Origin of the sequence: Desulfuromonas soudanensis (genome assembly GCF_001278055.1) — a bacterium.
GTDB classification, from domain to species: Bacteria; Desulfobacterota; Desulfuromonadia; order Desulfuromonadales; family WTL; genus Deferrimonas; species Deferrimonas soudanensis.
In genome coordinates this window covers 3,861,501-3,877,774 of the sequence record NZ_CP010802.1, presented here as the reverse complement: position 1 = coordinate 3,877,774, position 16,274 = coordinate 3,861,501, and the positions used below count along the sequence as shown (strand labels likewise).

The following is a 16,274-nucleotide window of genomic DNA, read 5'->3' as shown; positions in this document are numbered from 1 at the left end:
TGCTCCCTTGAAGGAGCAGCTTCCTCCTGCCGTTGCCTGTTGCCAGGCCAAGGCCTGTTCCATTTCTTGGCGGCGTCCTGACGACGAGGTTGTCAAAATAACGACAGGTGTCAAGATCCCGACCCCTCGAGGCTCAGCCGGGCGGTGAGGCGCAAAAAATTTTCCGTAAGGACCGGATTCAGTTCCGTTCCGGACAATTGGCGCATGATGGCGGTGATCCCCTCCATCTCCATCGGGTCATGGTAGGCGCGGCGGGTGCGCAGGGCGTCGAAGATATCAGAAACCATGGTCATCTGGCTGGCGAGGTTGAGCTCCCAGTTCGCGGCGACCCTCGGGTAGCCGCTGAGGTTGTACTTCATGTGGTGCTCGTAGGCGGTGAGAACCGCCAGGCGCGGAACACCGGGGGTGTCGAGAAGATACTGAGCCCCTCTGACGGGATGCTGTTTCATCACCGCCCATTCCTGCTCGTCGAGGGCGCCGTTTTTGTTGAGAATCTCCTCCGGGATGTAGAGCTTGCCGACATCGTGGAGCATGGCGGCGATGCCGATGTCATGGAGGAGCGCCCCGTCGATCCCCAGGGCCATGGCCTGGGCGAGATTGAGGATGCAGACGTTGGTCGAATGGGTGAAGGTGTAGTCGTCGACGGCGCGCAGCGGGGCCAGAGCCATCAGGGGATCGGCTTCGCGGCAGAAGGCCTCGACGAAGCCGTGAACGACTTCGGAGATCCCCGTCACCTGCAGCTTGCCGTGTTTTCTGACCCCTTCGCAGAGGTCCTGAAATCGGGCCCGCTCCTCTCCGGGGAGCTCGGCAAGGTCGAGACGCTTGATGCCGCCATCCTCTGCGGCCTCCTGGCGCACTTCCACCCGGCCGAAGCGCAGGTGTTCCGAGGAACGGATTTCTTCCCCCTGCCGAACCGGTCCGGCCAGCGCCTCGACCAGGGCGGCGACTTCGCCGTTCTCGATGCCGGCGACGAATCGGAGATGGCCGATGCCGTGGCGGCCGAGGGTCTGGGCGAAGCGGTTCAGATACATCCCGGCGGGGAGGGGGCTTCCGTCGGCCACCACTTCTCCCTCGATAATCAGCAGCGGGAGGGGGCCTTCTGCCAGAAGGGATTTGAGGGCCTTGCCGGCGCTCTCGGTGAGGTGCAGCACCTGGCGATGGCGAGGGGAATAGAGGGTGGCGTTGGCCACCGCCATGTCGAGCAGACGAATGAATCCGCAAATCTCCTCCCGGCGTGTATCGCTCATGCGCCCCTCCCCTGCAGATTCTTCAAGGTCTGTGCCGCCGTGCGGGCGAGGTCTCCCGACCCGGAACGGACCACCTCGGCGAGAATGATGGCGGCCTCTGCGGCGGGATAGTATTCCAGGGATTTAACGATCTCCAGCTTCAGCCGGGCGTGAAGTATGGGATGGAAGAGACTGTTTGATCGCAGGCGCCGCCCCAGTTCGGGGAGGGCCGCAGGGTTCCCCGTTTCGGCCAGCGCCTGAACCACCCCCCTCTTGAGTTCAAAGTTGCTGCCGGTGAGGATCCCCTGGTTCAGCAGCGCCAGCAGCGCCCGAAATACGGCGGGATAGGGGGTGCGGGGCGCCAGCAGCACGGCGCGGAGCTGCTCTGCCGGATCGTTGTCGCCAAGCATCTCAAGGAGGATACGGTCGGCTCCGGGGGCGCGAAAGTGGAGAAGGGTCGCAAAGGCCTCCTGACGGACCTTGGGATGGGGATGATTGAGGAGCGGCTTGATTTCCGCCGCGACGGCCGGATCGTTGAGGGTGCGCAGCATCATGATCAGGTTGCGGACGAAAAACCAGCGGCCGTCGCCGAGACGGGCACGAATCGCCGGAAGGGTCCGGTTACCGAAGGCCTGGAGGCGCTCCATGTAGTAGCGTCGCAGGGGGATGGTGTCGGCGGCCGCCAGCCGGTCGAGGAGGGGTTCGACAAAGGGGAGTCCGACGGCGGCGATCAGTGCCTCGATTTCCTCGAACTTCTCCTTCCCCCAGAGGCTGGGGGCGTTGAGGGTTCCCTCGAGGAAACGGGGGAGGGTAAAGGCGGCCAGGAGCTCCTGGTGGAGGGGGAGGGGAGCCTCCGCCCCGACGCCCCGGCGCAGCCCGGTGTGCATCAGCGACAGGGAGGCGAAATCCCCCATTTCGAGAAAATAGTCGAAGAGTTCCAATGTATTGCGTTTAAGGGATTGGGTTTGGGATTCCGAGGGAGCGTTGTTGAGGATCTCGAGGATGATGGCGCTCACCTTCGTCTCCACCCGGTGGCTGCCGAGAGTCTTCTTGAGCTCTTCGAGTTTGTCCCCTTCGTCCTTCCTTGGTTGTTCGACGGTGAGAATCTTGTCGAGTAAAACCTGATAGCCGGCGGGGACGAACTGATCGGCTTCGACTTCCCGAAAGATGAGGTCGAGGCTCTCGGAGGCATCTTCACCGGTGGACGGGGTCCCTCCGGTGACCTTCCCTCCCGGGTCGCCGCCGTGCCGGGAGAGTTTTTGGAGGATGCCGAAGATGGCCGGCGGCACGGACAGGCGGCGGTCGTTGATGTCGGCGAGGGTTTCGGCCACCCTGTCGGGAGAGAGCTTTTGGATAAATTCCGTTGCCAAAGACCCCTCGTCGGAAAGGGCGCCGAAGGTGCTGGAGAGGAACTGGCAGCGTAGTTCGGGGTTGAAGCGGCCGACCAGATCGGCGAGCTTCTCCAGGGCCAGACTGCGGGTTTCATCGTCCGATTGACCAGGTGCGAGACGGCGCAAAAAGGCGACGATGCTTGCGCCGTAGTTGGCGGGATTGGGGTCGAACTCGTCGTTGAGAAGGGCGGCGACGGCCCCTGCTCCCAGCTCCTCGAAGCCGCTCAGGGGAGCGCCTTCGGGATCGAGGCGGGCATGGAGAAGGGCGGTGATGAACCCTTCCCAAAGGGGGATGGCCGGTGGCGCGGCGGGGTTCTGGCCCGGGGGGAAAATCCGGAGCTCCTCCGTGGTGGCAAACGCCTGGTAATCGATCTCTTCGACGGCGATGTTGCGGATGCCGAGTCCCTCAAGAAGGAGGGCCAGGCCTCCGGCCTCCCGCACCTCCTCGCGGCTGTGGGAGAGGAGCTCGTTGAAGGTTATGATTTCCCCCCGGGTCAGGCCGCGGCTGAAGGTGAGGGAGGCGACCCCGAGGGCAAAGAGGTGACGCGCCAGATCCTGAAAGACGGGGTTTTTGCGTTCGAGGCAGGCCTCGCCGACCACCAGGACCTCCCGGGCGACGCCGAGGGTCACCTCGTCGCAGTTCTCGAGGAGGGAGGCGAAGATCTCCATGGTCTTCCCCGCCGCCGCGGCGATCACCGGGTGCCCCTTGGGATAGGCCGACATCTGGCGCCTGGCGATGTTGAATTCGTAGATGAACCGGCTCAGGACCAGGATGTCGGGGGGCCGGTCGGGGGTGGGGGGGAAAGACGGCAAGCAAACCTCCGTTGGACGGTGCCGGCCGGAGACCGGTCGATTTGCCGGATTATAGCAGAACGGCCCGACATTCCGGGAAAAATCCCTTTCCCCGGCGGCCGGGAGCTGGATCCCCTTAAAGATTGGTGGAATTTCAATGAAGAAAAGATAATCAGGACGGGTCCAAGGAAATCCCTTGCCAAGGAGAGCCCTTTGCGGGTATTTTGTTCGGCGAGAACAGAACCGATTGTTTTATAAAGGATCTGTGCGCAAAGACGCCACCCCCTGCGATCCGCCGCCCCTGAGAATTACGCCGCCGCTTTTTCCCTTATCCGAGGAGCTTCCTTTGCCCCAGGATCGCCCACGGACAATCAAGATGGTCGAGAAACTAAAAAAATTCCTCCAGGGGATCAGTCTCAAGCTGGCAATGGTGAGCCTGGTGCTGATCCTGTTCGTGACCACACTCTCTTCCCTGGTGGTGATCCGCCTCGTCGACAATTTTCTTCTCCGCGAGCTGGTGCACCGCGGACGGGCCATCTCCCTGAGTGCCGCCATTCCCGCCGGCTACAGCATCCTCGCCGGAGAGCGCCTGGCCCTGGATAATCTGGCCGTCAAAATCAGGGAATCCCAGCCCGACCTGGTCTATCTGGCCATCGTCGATATCAACGGGATCGTTGTCGCTCACGACGAGCTGGCCCTGGTCGGCACCCCCTATCAGGAGAAGAAGGGAACTCCGGTGCCGGCTGCTGAGGGGGCGGAAGTCTCCCTCGTCGAGCGCTCCGGTGAAGAAAACTATACCTTCAGGACGCCGATCGAGTTCGCCGGCCGGCGGGTGGGGGATGTCTATCTCGGGATCGATGCCGCCACCCTGCACCTCGCCCGACGGGCGGCGCGTCTGCAGCTCTTTCTCGTTTCGGCCCTCATGGTTATTCTCGGGGTCGGCGGCGCTTTTTTACTTTCCGGCTTTATTACCAATCCGGTCAAGCGTCTGGCGCGGGGAGTCTCGGCGATCAAGAACGGCGGTTACGGCGTGACCATAGAGGTCACCTCCCACGATGAACTGGGGGAGCTCACGCACAATTTCAACCAGATGTCCCAGATGATTCTCGAACAGAAGGAGAACCTGGAATGCACTGCGCGGGATCTGGAGCGCTCCTCCCTCTCCACGGTGCGGATTCTGGCCGCGGCCATCGACGCCCGGGATCAGTACACCTTTGGTCATTCGGCGCGGGTCGCCCGCCTTTCCCTGCGCATAGGGACGGCTCTGGGGCTCGAGGACGACCAGCTTACCGACCTGGAAATGGCCTGTTTCCTCCACGACGTGGGGAAGATCCGGGTCCCCGATCTGATCCTCAACAAAGAGGGGCCGCTGGACGACCGGGAATATCGGCTGGTGCGCTGTCATCCCGACCAGGGAGCGGAGATCCTGAGCATCGCCGAATCGCTGCACAAGTATATCCCCGTCGTCCTTCACCATCATGAATGGTACGACGGTAGCGGCTACCCCGCAGGTCTCCAGGGGGAGGATATTCCCCTCTATGCCCAGATCGTCGCCCTGGCCGATTGCTATGACGCCATCACCACCAGTCGTCCCTATCGCCCCGGAGCCAGCCGCGAGGAGGCCATCGCCGAGATCCGCCGGTTCCGGGGAACCCAGTTTTCGCCGGTTCTCACCGATCTTTTCAGCGACATCCTCGTCGATTACCAGCATGACGAGGAACTCTCCTTCATGGTGAAGGCGGTATGAAAAGACTCCCCCGTTTCTGCCTCCGGGCGGCTCTTTTGCTCCCGGTCCTCTCCTCCTGCACCTACGCCCCCCCCGGGACCGCCTTATTCGGCCCCAAAGCCGCCGCGGTTTCGGAGCGGCAGGGAATCGACCGAAACCTGAGAAAGGGGGCCTATCCCGAAGCCCTGGCCCTCATCGACGGAGAGCGCCGGCGGGGAGCGTCGAAGAGTCTGGTTGCCAAAGACTATCTTGCTGCCGTTGCCGGATCGCTCAAGAGCGCTGCGGCCGCCCAGGCCGAAGACGACTATCGGGGGGCGGGGCTCCTCTATCGCGCCATTCTCGACTACTACCCCGCCAATCTCCCCCTGGATCAGGAACTCAAGACGTCACGGCACTCCATCGAACTGAACCTGCGCTTCTGTTCCGATCGTCTCATGGAGCAGGGGCTCCATGCCTACCGCAGGGGGGACCTCGACGGCGCCATCGGCGCCTGGAGCCAGCTCCTCGACTTCGATCCCGGCCACGAACCCGCCGGCAACGCCCTCGCCACCGCCGTCCGCCAGCGCGACGCCCTGCGCACCCTCGAAAAAGTTTCCCGCCCCTGATTCATCCCCCTTGTTTCACCCCGTATTGCGCAGCCCGGCGGCGATGCCGTTGATGGTTGCCGCCAGCACATAGTCGAGCTCGTCGCTCTCCTCCCCGAGGCGCTTGCGGCGCAACAGCTCGATCTGGATCAGGCTCAGGGGGTCGACATAGGGATTGCGCAGCCGCAGGGAATGGGCGAGCCCCGGGTTTGTTTCCAGCAGCGTCTTCTGGGAGCTGACTGCCAGGATCATCTTGCGGGTGCGCCGGAATTCCTCGACGACCATGGAAAAGACCCGTTCCCGCAGGGCCGCATCGGAGACGAGTTCGGCATAGCGCCTTGCCAGGGGGAGGTCGACCTTGGTCAGCGCCAGTTCGACGTTGCGCATCAGGTCGCGGAAAAAGGGGAAGTGGCCCATCATCTCTTTGAGCCGCCCCAGTCGTTCCTCGCCCCCCGCGGCATAGCGCTCCAGGGCGTGGCCGACTCCGAACCAGCCGGGGATCATGTGCCGGCTCTGGATCCAGCCGAATCCCCAGGGGATGGCTCGCAGGTCGTCGAGGGAGCGGCTCTGCCTCCGTCGCGCCGGACGGGAGCCGAGCTTGGCCAGCTCGAACTCGAGGACCGGGGTGGCCTGCTCGAAGTAAGGGAGGATATCGGGATTGTCGACGATCTGCTTGCGGTAGCAGGCGAAGGCGGTCGCCGAGAGCTCCTCGAGGGTCTCCTCCCAGGCCTCCCCGTCGTCGCCGACGGCCGGCGGGGCGGCAAGGGCCTCGAGGGAGGCGGCGACCATGAGTTCAAGGTTGCGAAGGGCCAGGGCCGGGTCGGCATACTTGAAGTTGATCACCTCCCCCTGCTCGGTGATTTTCAGGGAGCCGGTAAAGGCCCCGGGGGGCTGGGCGAGGATGGAGCGGTGGGTCGGCCCGCCGCCGCGGCCGACGGTGCCGCCGCGGCCGTGAAAGAGGGTCAGGCGGACATTGCATTCGGCCGCCACCCGGTGCAGGGCGCGGTGGGCCTTGTAGGTCTCCCAGGTGCTGGTGAGCATCCCGCCGTCCTTGTTCGAGTCGGAGTAGCCGAGCATCACCTCCTGACGCCGCCCCCAGGAGTCGAGGAGGGGGGCGTAGCCCGGATCGCTCCAGAGGGTGCGGCAGACTTCCGGCGCCCGGCGCAGATCGTCGATGTACTCGAAGAGGGGGACCGGCATCAGGCCCGGATCTTCACCCTCCCCCGAGACCTGGATGCCGCAGAGTTCCATGAGCCAGACCAGAGCGTAGACGTCCTCCTCGGAAGAGGCACCGCTGATGATGTAGCTGCGGATGGATGCGGGGGGATAGGTTGTCTTGAGGGCGGCGATTTCTCGCAGCGTCCTCAGGAGCTCGGTGGTCTCCTCGGAGGGGGACGCGGCCCGTCCCCGCCCCCCCGCGCCGCTCCCTTCGGCACCGGCGCCGAGCTCCCGCAGCGCCAGGGAATGAACCCGGGCATGCTGGCGGATGTCGAGGGTGTGGAGATGGAAGCCGAAGGTCCCCAGGCGGCGCAGGAGCGGATCGAGGTAGCGCCGGGCGAGATGGGCGCCGCCGTGGGTAAGGAGGCTCTCCCGCACCAGCTCGAGATCGACGACGAGTTCGCCGGCCTTCCCGTACCCCTCGGGACCCTGCGGCTCTTCGCGGAGGGAGCGGCGGATCCGGTGGAGGACGAAGCGCAGGAAGCGCCGGTACGGTTCGCAGGGGGGATAACCTTCCGCCTCGGCCGCCACCGCCGGCAGGAGGGCGGCGTAGCGTTCGCAGGCCCGGAGAAGCTCGGGGGAGGCTTCGCGGCGGCAGGTCGAGGGGGTCAGAAGCTCCTTGAGCTCTTCGACGGAGGCGAGGTAGGCGGCGAGGATCGTCTCCCGTCCCTTCTGCAGCGCCTCCCGGGTGACCTCGGCGGTGACGAAGGGGTTGCCGTCGCGGTCGCCGCCGATCCAGGAGCCAAAGCGGACCAGCGTCGGCAGGCCCGCCGGGTCGGTGACGCCGCCGTAGGTCTCGTCCAGGGCCCGGGCCACGTCCCGGTAAAGGTCGGGGAGAGGAGCGATGAGGGCGCCGGGGTAGTGCTCGAGTCCCATGCGGATCTCGTCGGCCACCGTCGGCTGGCGGCGCCGGACCTCGTCGGTCTGCCAGAGGGCGGTCACCTCGGCGAGAATCCCCTCCTGGCCGTCGGCGGCCTCGGCGTCGGTAAGGGGGAGGCGGTCGAGCTCCTCGAGAACGCCGGCGACGCGCCGCCGCTTGGTGCGCACCACCCGCCGGGCGACCTCCGTCGGATGGGCCGTGAAGACGGGGACCGCCGTCACTTCCCCGAGAAGGCGCAGGATCTCCTCCCGGTCGACCCCGGCCTTGCGCAGCCGCTCCAGGGTGCCGCGCATCGATCCCGGCTTGTCTCCCCCCTGCGGGTTCAGCTCCAGGGCGCGGCGGCGGCGTTTGCGGTGGTTTGTCTCCGCCAGGTTGGTGAGCTCGAAATAGGTGGAGAAGGCCTTGACGATCTGGTAGGCCTCCGCCGGGGTCATCCCGGCGATGAGGGAGACGGCTTTTCCGGAGAGGCGCCGCTCTTCGTCGGTGTCGAGAGGCTCCCCCCCTTCCCCCTGCTCGAGCTCGCGGTGGCTGATCGCCAGGCGGCGCAGCTCCTCCTCGGTCTCGTAGACCTTCTCTCCCGCCTGCTCGCGGATGACCTCTCCCAGGACCTTGCCGAGAGAGCGCACGTCGCGACGCAGCGGCAGGTCCTTGCGCTTTGCCTCGCAGGTGGTCAGTTCGTCCAGGCGTTCCCGCTGGTCTTCGGCCCTCCAAAAGAGCTCCTTCATGATGGCTCACCCCTTGTTCCTGTGATATTAATCTGTTGCCTTGCCTTGAAAGTATAACGAAGCGGCGTACCTTGTATAGGGCGAACATCGGGAGGGAACCATGGAAGAGAAGAGAAGGGTCGCGGTGATCACCGGCGGCGCTCAGGGGATCGGCCGGGGGTCGGCGCAGGCCTTTCTGGCCGCAGGGTATCGGGTGGTGATCGCCGATTGCGATGGCGAGGCAGGGGAGGAGGCGGTGCGGGAGCTGGCCGGTGGGGAAAGGGTCCGCTTTGTCGAGACCGACGTCGCCTCGGAAAAGGCGGTGGAGCGCCTGGTCGAGACGACCCTGACGGAGTTCGGCGTCCTCGACGTCCTGATCAACAACGCCGGAATCATGGTCCGTTCTCCCCTGGCGGAGTTGACCCAGGAGGCCTGGCAGAAGGTCCTCGCCGTCAACCTCACCGGCCCGATGCTCTGCGCCCGATACGCCGCCCCCCATCTGCGGGAAGGGGGGGGCGCGATCGTCAACATCGCCTCGACCCGGGCCCTCATGTCGGAACCGGACACCGAGGCTTACTCCGCCAGCAAGGGGGGGCTCCTCGCCCTGACCCACGCCCTTTCCGTCAGTCTCGGTCCGGAAATCCGCGTCAACGCCATCAGCCCGGGGTGGATCGACGTCGGACCCTGGCAAAAGTCCTCCTCCAGAACGACAGACGTCCCCGGCGCCGCCGATCATCGCCAGCACCCCGCCGGCCGGGTCGGAACACCCGAGGACGTGGCGAACCTGGCGCTCTTTCTCGCCGATCCCGTCAACGGATTCATCACTGGTCAGAATTTTGTGGTCGACGGCGGGATGACAAAAAAGATGATCTATGCCTGATAAAAGGCATTGACGAAAAGGGGTTGGCCGGGTCGGCAACCCTTTCCGCGGTATCCAATGTCCAGGCTGGATGGCACCATCTCTGGGCTCTCCTGGCGGGATATCCTCCCGGCGAAAGGGCGGGTTTAGTTTTTTGAATTGGAATTTAAAATTTTCATTGACCTTTAAATTACAAAAACGGTACACAGCAAACATACCGTGAATGATTGCAAATCACAGAAAACAAATGTCGGTGTGGGGGAAGTGCCTGACATGAAAAAAGCACTGAGCCGCCGACAGTTATGGGAGATTGTGAATAAAGGGACATTTTATGTTTGATAAAATACTCGTTGCCATTTTTTGCGTAATGTCGGTATCCATCACTAACGTATACTGTGAGGTTGGCGACTTGCCACAAAGGGTTGAAATAATCACAAGAGATTCCGCTAACTATACCACTCCGGAAAATACGCTGGCAGCAAGACGTTCAGCGCTGTTATTGGGGAACCTCGAGTGGGCCGATGAAACGATGACCCGGGAGTCGCTGGAGAAGGAAATTCGAGACTACCTGGCCTCAGGTATCGACCGCTCGCGGTTGTTCGATTTGGAAAAAAACGTAAAAGAAGCGTACATCGTCAATAAGGTCAACTATCAGGACGCTGTCCTCCTCATCGTTGACGGAACAGGGTATGATGGCAGCGTTCGACAAGTTCCTTTTCCTTATGTATTGGAAAACGGATTGTGGAAATTTACCAACAAGTTTGCTTCAGACGAGATCCTGCTCGATTATCTGCATTTTATTCCACCGCTGTTCGACGGCAAGGGCCAGAGTCCAGAGGAGATCAATTCCTTTCTGGGCTACGAAAAACCAAACCAGGTTCAGAGCGAGCTTGAGTCCGGGACGGTCAGCTATGCAGTGCATATCTATTATGGTAAGTCGGTGGTGCCGAAAACTTTCTCGGCCACCTTGAATAAGAACGACATAAGCACGAAATTCTCTCCAGAACCGTTTACGGATGAGGAGGTGGTTATCCCGCTTCAGCAGGGGAGGAGTGTCCTTCTTCTTTCGGTTGAGGGCATAAAGACCAACGGAAAAAAGGCTAAGGATTCGGACCGATTGGTCTTTGTTGTCCCATAAATAACCATAAATAAATGTGATAGTCGTTTGATCCCAAAGCAATCCAACCTCTGATTTTTGAGTAGAAATGGTCAAATTTACGATTTTTTTGTTTTTAAGCAGTTTTTTGCCACTTAATGTAGCGGCAGCTACAATGCAAATTCATTTTGTGGATAAAAAGGTAGCCCGTTACGAATCTCCCGAGAGTGCACTCGCTGCATTTTTCTCCGCCTATATGGCTGGAGATCTAGCCTGGCACTTTGAGACCTTGACGGCTGAAAGCGCGGCAGAGGAAAGGAGTGTCTTTGCAGAAAACGACATCGACCCGATGGCAGGAATCGAGAATTTCAGGGCAGGATATGTAGAAAGTTATATTGACAGTAAATTCAGCTATGTCGATTCCGTTGTCCTTGTCGTCCGCATAAAGGATGTCGCCGGCGACATCAGCGTATTGCCTTATACACTTGTTCAGGAGGACGAAAAGTGGAAGGTGACCAATAAATATTCTGCATCGGAGGAGCTGCTTAAGTACGTCGGATTTGAGCCGAAACTCTTCTTCGGGCATGGCCAGAGGTCGGCCGACGTTAATGCCTTTCTCGCCTATCACTACCCTCAGGAGGCCACGACGGCGCTTCCGTCTGGGACCTCGACCTTCGACCTTCACATATTCTACGGAGCGACCATCGATCCTTCCTCCTTTTCCGCCCGCCTGGACGGGCAGGACCTCTCCGGCCTCTTCTCGCCCTCACCGGAGGCGGACCAGATGTTGACCCTTTCCCTCAAGCCGGGGCGCAATGTCCTCCTCCTTTCGGTGGAGGGGAAACGATCGGACGGGAAAACGGCCACCGATGCCGATCGCCTGGTCTTTGACGTCCCTTAAAAGGCTTCATTCATTCGCCGTGGGGGAACCTGCACCGAAATTCATGGCCGGGATTCGTCCCGAGAGAAAAGGTTGGCCGGGGTCGAACATCGGGAGGGAATCCTGGAAGGGGAGAGGCGGGTCGCGGTATTCACCGGCGGGGCCCGGGGGATCGGCAGGGGGACGGCGCAGGCAAATCAGGCAAAAGCCCTTTTCCTGACGAAGTCACCCCAGAATATATCGTTCGCTGATGGTGCGGAAATGATAGCCGTAAATGGCCAGGGTGACGGCCTGCGGGAACAATCGGGGGCGATGGAACAGGGTCCAGAGGAGGACTCTCCAAAAATAGAGACGCTCCTTCCCCAGGACCCCCAGGCGGTAAAAGGAATGGAACAACGCCAACTGGTAGCGAAGGCTCTTGGCGGACTTGATCTTCGGTGGGCGGTATTCCTGCAGGAAGGCTTTGAGACGCTGATAGTAGCGTTCGGGCGAGTAAATCGTCCGAATGATTTTTTTGTAACCCTCCTGCAGAGTCTCCAGCTTCATGGCCGGAATGATGTTGGTTGAAATACCGACGTTGTCCCCCGTCGAATCGGCGAGGAGGCGGTCCTCCCGTTTCATGCGGTCGTAGAGCCGGGTTCCCGGCAGGGCCTGCAGGAGACCGACCATCGCCGTGACGATCCCGCTGTTCTGAATAAAATCGATCTGGCGCTGGAAGGTGTCGGGAGTGTCGCTGTCGAAGCCGACAATAAAGCCTCCCTGCACCTGCAGCCCCGCCCGCTGCAGGCGTTTGATGTCCGCGATCAGATTTCGCTTCTGGTTCTGCACCTTCCCCGATTCCGCTAGGCATGCCTCGTCGGACGTTTCGATGCCGACAAAGACGGTGTCGAAGCCGGCCTCGACCATCATCTCCATGAGTTGGGGATCGTCGGCGAGGTTTATGGAGCCTTCGGTATAAAAGGAGAGACCGCCCCTCCTCTTCTGCCAGTCGATGAGGGCCGGGAGAAGATCGGTCTTGAGCTGCCTTTTGTTGCCGATAAAATTATCGTCGACGAAAAAAATACTCCCCCGCCATCCCCGGTCGTAGAGGCCATCGAGTTCGGCAAGGACCTGGGGGGTGCTCTTGGTGCGGGGCTGATGACCGAAGAGGGCCGTGACGTTGCAGAATTCGCATTGGAAGGGGCAACCCCGCGAATATTGGATGCTCATGGCGGCATAGTGGCGCATGTTTACCAAATCCCACTGGGGGACAGGCGATTTCCGGATATCAGCAAAGGCGGAGGTTCGGTAGACGCGGCGGGCTTTGCCCCGCTCCCAATCGGACAGAAACGGCGGAAGGGTCAATTCCCCTTCGTTGAGGACGAAATGGTCGACGTCGGGGAATTGCTCAAACTCGCTGGTAAAAAGCGGTCCGCCGGCGATGACCCGGACGCCGGCCTGGCGGCAAAGGGAAATCACCTGGCGGGCCGATTCCTTTTGCACCAGCATGGAGCTGACAAAGACGGCCTCGGCCCAGGCCAGGTCTTTGGCCGTGAGCCGGGTGATGTTGAGGTCGAGCAGACGCTTCTCCCACTCCGGAGGGAGAAGCGCCGCAACGGTGAGGAGACCCAGGGGAGGGGATGAGGCTCTCTTGTGAGCCAGCTTCAGGGCGTGTTTGAAACTCCAGAAGGTATCGGGAAATTCGGGATAGATTAAGAGAATATTCATTTCAAGGGCCTCCAAGGATGTCTCTAGGATACCAAAAGACACCGGTTCTTCAATTCCGCGCCATCCAGGGGGGGGAAGGGCCGAGGATGTCGGCGCGTCCCCCTTTCTCCCTGGGGGAGGGCATTCTATGTTCCGGGGGCCTTTCCATTTAGACCTTGCTTTTCCAAAGTCGACTGTGCTAGAGTAGAAAAACTTAAGCAAGTTTGTGTAGATTTTTTGTCGCTCACCAGGTTAACAAGGTGTTAGCTTGGATCAAAAACACAGGCCCCTTGGGCGTGTGTTTTTTAATTTTGGGCGATCAGAGTCGGCACAAAAAAGTTCCCAGAGAGGGAACATGGAGAAAAGACATGGCAGAAGGCACCGTGAAGTGGTTTAACGACGCAAAGGGTTTTGGTTTTATCGAGCAGGAAAATGGCCCCGACGTATTTGTCCATTTTTCCGAAATCCAGGGTGATGGATTCAAATCTCTCGCCGAAGGTGATCGCGTGAGCTTTGAAGTCACTCAGGGTCAGAAGGGCCCTCAGTCGGCTAATGTGCGCAGAATTTAAGTAAGATTTGCATATATTCGCAAAGGGGCCCCGCGGAATCTCGTGGGGCTCTTTTTTCTAACTGCAGTTTGCCCGCGGAAATGGACCTCCGGTTGTGTGCCTGAGGGCGGGTCAGACGCCAGCCTGAAAGGAAAAGAGATGGCCAGAAAACCGAATTACGGCTTCGAAAAGCGCCAGAAGGAACTCGCAAAAAAGGCCAAAAAAGACGAAAAGAAAAAGAACAAACTGGAGGAGGGCGCCGTGGAAACACCGGAAGAGGCTCCGGAGGAATCCCCCCTGGACTCTCCGGACCAGGTCTAACCGTAAAAATTATTGCAGGACTTCCCGGCGGAATCCCCGCAAGATAACGGCCTCGATTTTTCTTCTCTTCCGCCGATTGGGGGAGGTTGCCCAGGGAGTCACGGGTGCGGAATTCAGCTCTATCTGCACCGGTTGTTTGGCCCTGGAGACCTCCGGCCTTTCGGCAAAGAGAGTCTCTTGCGACCGGCGTATGCCTTAAGGAAATGCACTAGGAGGTCCTTGAGGGTCGAAGGCTTCGATCCAAGGCACACCGCGTCCGAAGAAGTCTCCCCCCGTCGGCATTCCTTCCGAATCCTCCCGCACACCTCAGTTTTCTAACTTCCGACTGTTTCAATTTCATATTTTAAAAGGAGCTGCCCTTGGCCTCTCTGGATTTCGAACTCGAAAAGCGCAATTTCAGAAAATTTTACGATAACAACAAGCCTCTTTTTGAAGAGGCCAAGAACGCCTATATCCGCGCCATCAATATCCTGATAAAACAGTCGGATGTGGGCGAGGTGACGAAAATAGAAGGGCGGGTCAAGGACAAAGAGGAGTGCATTAAGAAGTTTCACCGAAAATACCAGAGCAAGCTTGAAGGCGACGAACAACCCTACGAGATCAAAAACTATCTCTCCGACATAATCGGCATTCGCATCATCTGCCTCTATGAAGACCAGATTGCCGTGGTGTCGGAGGTTTTGAAGAGTCATTTCAGGACCATCGACGTCACTGACAAGATCGCCGCCGTGGAGAGTACCGAGGATTCCTTCGGCTATAAAGGGCTGCACATGGACATGGCGCCGAGCGAGGAGATGGCTTCTTCGACAAAATACCAAGCGTTTGCCGTTCATCATTTTGAAGTTCAGATCCGGTCTTTGATCCAGGATGCCTGGAGCGTGCTGGACCACAAAATAAAATATAAAAAATCGATTCCCAATGACCTCAAGCGGCGGATCAATGTGCTCTCTGCCCTCTTCGAGCTCGCCGACCGGGAATTCAAGGAAATACGCAATGCCACCAGGGAATTAATCGAGCAGGCCACGGTGGATCCGATCCGTGAACCCCTGATTGACAATAACGAAAGCGGAGGAGAAACATCGTCCCCGGCCAGCCCCAAAAACGTCAATGCCTTCAACTTTCAGCGAGTCGCCGGACATTTTTTCAAGGATTTCGAATTCGAAGACTACAAGGTGGACAACTTCGTTCAGGACATCCTGAAGCTGGAGAACGGTTTTAAAAGGTCCGATCTGCACAAAAGTCTGATCGAGAATTTAAAAACGGTCAAAGATTACCGCGATGAATTCATGGTGGAAAACCCCGAAAACACCTTCAGTCCCTATACCACGATACGGCACTGTCTGTACCTCTACGATCAGGAAACCTTCGATCGAATATTATCCAAGGGGCCAAGGGATCGTTTTGCCGGATGGTTAAAAGGGCATGGCGCAGTCCAACGGTAATTCACCTCTGGCGACATTCATAAAAAAGGGGGGCTGCCTTGCAAAAGGCAGCCCCCCTTTATTATTTCGCAACCCTTGAGCCGAAGGCCCGTGCGCTATCCCTGCCACAGAGTCCAGGCCAGATCATTCTTGTCGGTACTCCTGGTGAACTTCGCCTGGCAGGTCAGGCATTGAAAATCCTGCTCTTCAAAACCACGGGGATTGTCCCCTTTGAAAATACGCGCTTCGTCCACTTTGGACAGATATTCATGGGGCTTCCCGTTCCGTGTTTTTTTCGATTGCTCTTCACAAAGATCGCAGATTTTCATTCTCATCTCTTTCCATCTGTTCTCTGGCAAACCCAAGCTCCGGTCCCCTCCGCAGAGGGAAGCCGGCCGTCGGGTCGGTCAGAATTATTTGCAGCGCATCGTTTTCTTGCCATCCTCGAAGAGGACTTCGACCTTTTGCGAGCCGACGACGCGCTGGACAAGACCGAGGCCGAAAAGCGGATGGTTTATCAGGGCCTTGACCTTGTAGGCATCGGTCATGGAATAGTCCGTCGCTTTATCGCAGTTCATGTTCGGCCGCAGAACTTCCCATTCTTTTCTCTCGGTGTCCTTGGGGTTGACGGTTCGCCGCACGGCCGGTTTTTTTGCCGCCGTGGGGGGGCGAAACTTGTGCTGGCGACTGCAACTGGAGCATTGCACCTCGTCGGGGCCCTCTTCGGTCAGGGTGACGACGATGTGGTCGGTATTTTTGCGGCATTTGGTGCAGCGGGCTTCGATTTGGGCACCGGGCGAAAGCGTGGCGCTTTTCATGGCAGTACTCCCTTTTTTGGGGCGAGGCCAAAGATGGCCCGGCAATACCAGGGAAACCGCTGGAATCGACGGGGCCGGCTCGGCAACGCATGAGCTGGAAAATCGCCGCGGGACCCTGGGAATT

Annotated in this window: 14 protein-coding genes; 8 read left to right on the top strand and 6 right to left on the bottom strand. The window is 59.8% G+C overall.

Annotated features, from left to right (window positions below; all coding sequences use genetic code 11):
- Window positions 1–110 precede the first annotated feature (110 nt).
- Entirely contained in the window at window positions 111–1,247 is a 1,137-nt protein-coding gene (locus DSOUD_RS17240; RefSeq protein ID WP_053552159.1) for an HD-GYP domain-containing protein, read from the bottom strand.
- Window positions 1,244–3,430, bottom strand: coding sequence for a HEAT repeat domain-containing protein (locus DSOUD_RS17235; protein ID WP_053552158.1), 2,187 nt, complete (start codon window positions 3,428–3,430; stop codon window positions 1,244–1,246). The genes DSOUD_RS17240 and DSOUD_RS17235 overlap by 4 nt, the downstream gene beginning before the upstream one ends.
- 355 nt (window positions 3,431–3,785) lie before the next feature.
- On the opposite strand from DSOUD_RS17235, the gene DSOUD_RS17230 reads away from it, so the two are divergent.
- Together DSOUD_RS17230 and DSOUD_RS17225 are read left to right on the top strand one after the other, a co-directional pair.
- Window positions 3,786–5,156, top strand: a complete 1,371-nt coding sequence (locus DSOUD_RS17230) for an HD domain-containing phosphohydrolase (protein WP_053552157.1) — start codon at window positions 3,786–3,788, stop codon at window positions 5,154–5,156.
- A complete protein-coding gene (locus DSOUD_RS17225; protein WP_053552156.1) occupies window positions 5,153–5,740 on the top strand; it encodes a hypothetical protein in 588 nt (195 codons plus the stop codon). The genes DSOUD_RS17230 and DSOUD_RS17225 overlap by 4 nt, the downstream gene beginning before the upstream one ends.
- A gap of 15 nt (window positions 5,741–5,755) precedes the next feature.
- Here the strand turns inward: DSOUD_RS17225 and DSOUD_RS17220 are convergent, their stop codons facing one another.
- Window positions 5,756–8,542, bottom strand: a complete 2,787-nt coding sequence (locus DSOUD_RS17220; RefSeq protein WP_053552155.1) for a phosphoenolpyruvate carboxylase — start codon at window positions 8,540–8,542, stop codon at window positions 5,756–5,758.
- A gap of 100 nt (window positions 8,543–8,642) precedes the next feature.
- On the opposite strand from DSOUD_RS17220, the gene DSOUD_RS17215 reads away from it, so the two are divergent.
- The 3 genes from DSOUD_RS17215 (at window position 8,643) to DSOUD_RS17205 (ending at window position 11,377) form a co-directional block, all read left to right on the top strand.
- Entirely contained in the window at window positions 8,643–9,401 is a 759-nt protein-coding gene (locus tag DSOUD_RS17215) for a glucose 1-dehydrogenase (protein ID WP_053552154.1), read from the top strand.
- A 310-nt stretch (window positions 9,402–9,711) separates the two neighbouring features.
- The gene (locus tag DSOUD_RS17210) at window positions 9,712–10,518 is read left to right on the top strand and encodes a hypothetical protein (RefSeq protein ID WP_053552153.1); all 807 of its coding nucleotides are present in this window, start codon (window positions 9,712–9,714) and stop codon (window positions 10,516–10,518) included.
- A 67-nt stretch (window positions 10,519–10,585) separates the two neighbouring features.
- Window positions 10,586–11,377 carry a hypothetical protein gene (locus DSOUD_RS17205; protein ID WP_157671917.1) on the top strand — a complete coding sequence of 264 codons (792 nt, stop codon included), beginning with the start codon at window positions 10,586–10,588 and terminating at the stop codon, window positions 11,375–11,377.
- Window positions 11,378–11,581: 204 nt separating this feature from the next.
- Here the strand turns inward: DSOUD_RS17205 and DSOUD_RS17200 are convergent, their stop codons facing one another.
- Window positions 11,582–13,063, bottom strand: coding sequence for a B12-binding domain-containing radical SAM protein (locus DSOUD_RS17200; protein WP_053552443.1), 1,482 nt, complete (start codon window positions 13,061–13,063; stop codon window positions 11,582–11,584).
- A 347-nt stretch (window positions 13,064–13,410) separates the two neighbouring features.
- Here DSOUD_RS17200 and DSOUD_RS17195 point away from each other — a divergent pair, with 347 nt between their 5' ends.
- From DSOUD_RS17195 to DSOUD_RS17190, 3 genes are all read left to right on the top strand, one after another.
- The gene (locus DSOUD_RS17195; protein WP_053552151.1) at window positions 13,411–13,611 is read left to right on the top strand and encodes a cold-shock protein; all 201 of its coding nucleotides are present in this window, start codon (window positions 13,411–13,413) and stop codon (window positions 13,609–13,611) included.
- Window positions 13,612–13,749: 138 nt separating this feature from the next.
- Window positions 13,750–13,911 carry a hypothetical protein gene (locus DSOUD_RS18755; RefSeq protein ID WP_198300338.1) on the top strand — a complete coding sequence of 54 codons (162 nt, stop codon included), beginning with the start codon at window positions 13,750–13,752 and terminating at the stop codon, window positions 13,909–13,911.
- 359 nt (window positions 13,912–14,270) lie between these two features.
- The gene (locus DSOUD_RS17190) at window positions 14,271–15,353 is read left to right on the top strand and encodes a GTP pyrophosphokinase (RefSeq protein ID WP_053552150.1); all 1,083 of its coding nucleotides are present in this window, start codon (window positions 14,271–14,273) and stop codon (window positions 15,351–15,353) included.
- A 95-nt stretch (window positions 15,354–15,448) separates the two neighbouring features.
- Here DSOUD_RS17190 and DSOUD_RS17185 read toward each other — a convergent pair whose 3' ends face one another.
- Together DSOUD_RS17185 and DSOUD_RS17180 are read right to left on the bottom strand one after the other, a co-directional pair.
- On the bottom strand, window positions 15,449–15,661 hold the full coding sequence (locus DSOUD_RS17185) for a hypothetical protein (protein ID WP_053552149.1): 213 nt from the start codon (window positions 15,659–15,661) through the stop codon (window positions 15,449–15,451).
- Between the two features lie 84 nt (window positions 15,662–15,745).
- Window positions 15,746–16,150: a hypothetical protein gene (locus DSOUD_RS17180; protein WP_053552148.1), complete on the bottom strand. Its 405-nt coding sequence runs from the start codon at window positions 16,148–16,150 to the stop codon at window positions 15,746–15,748.
- Window positions 16,151–16,274 lie beyond the last annotated feature (124 nt).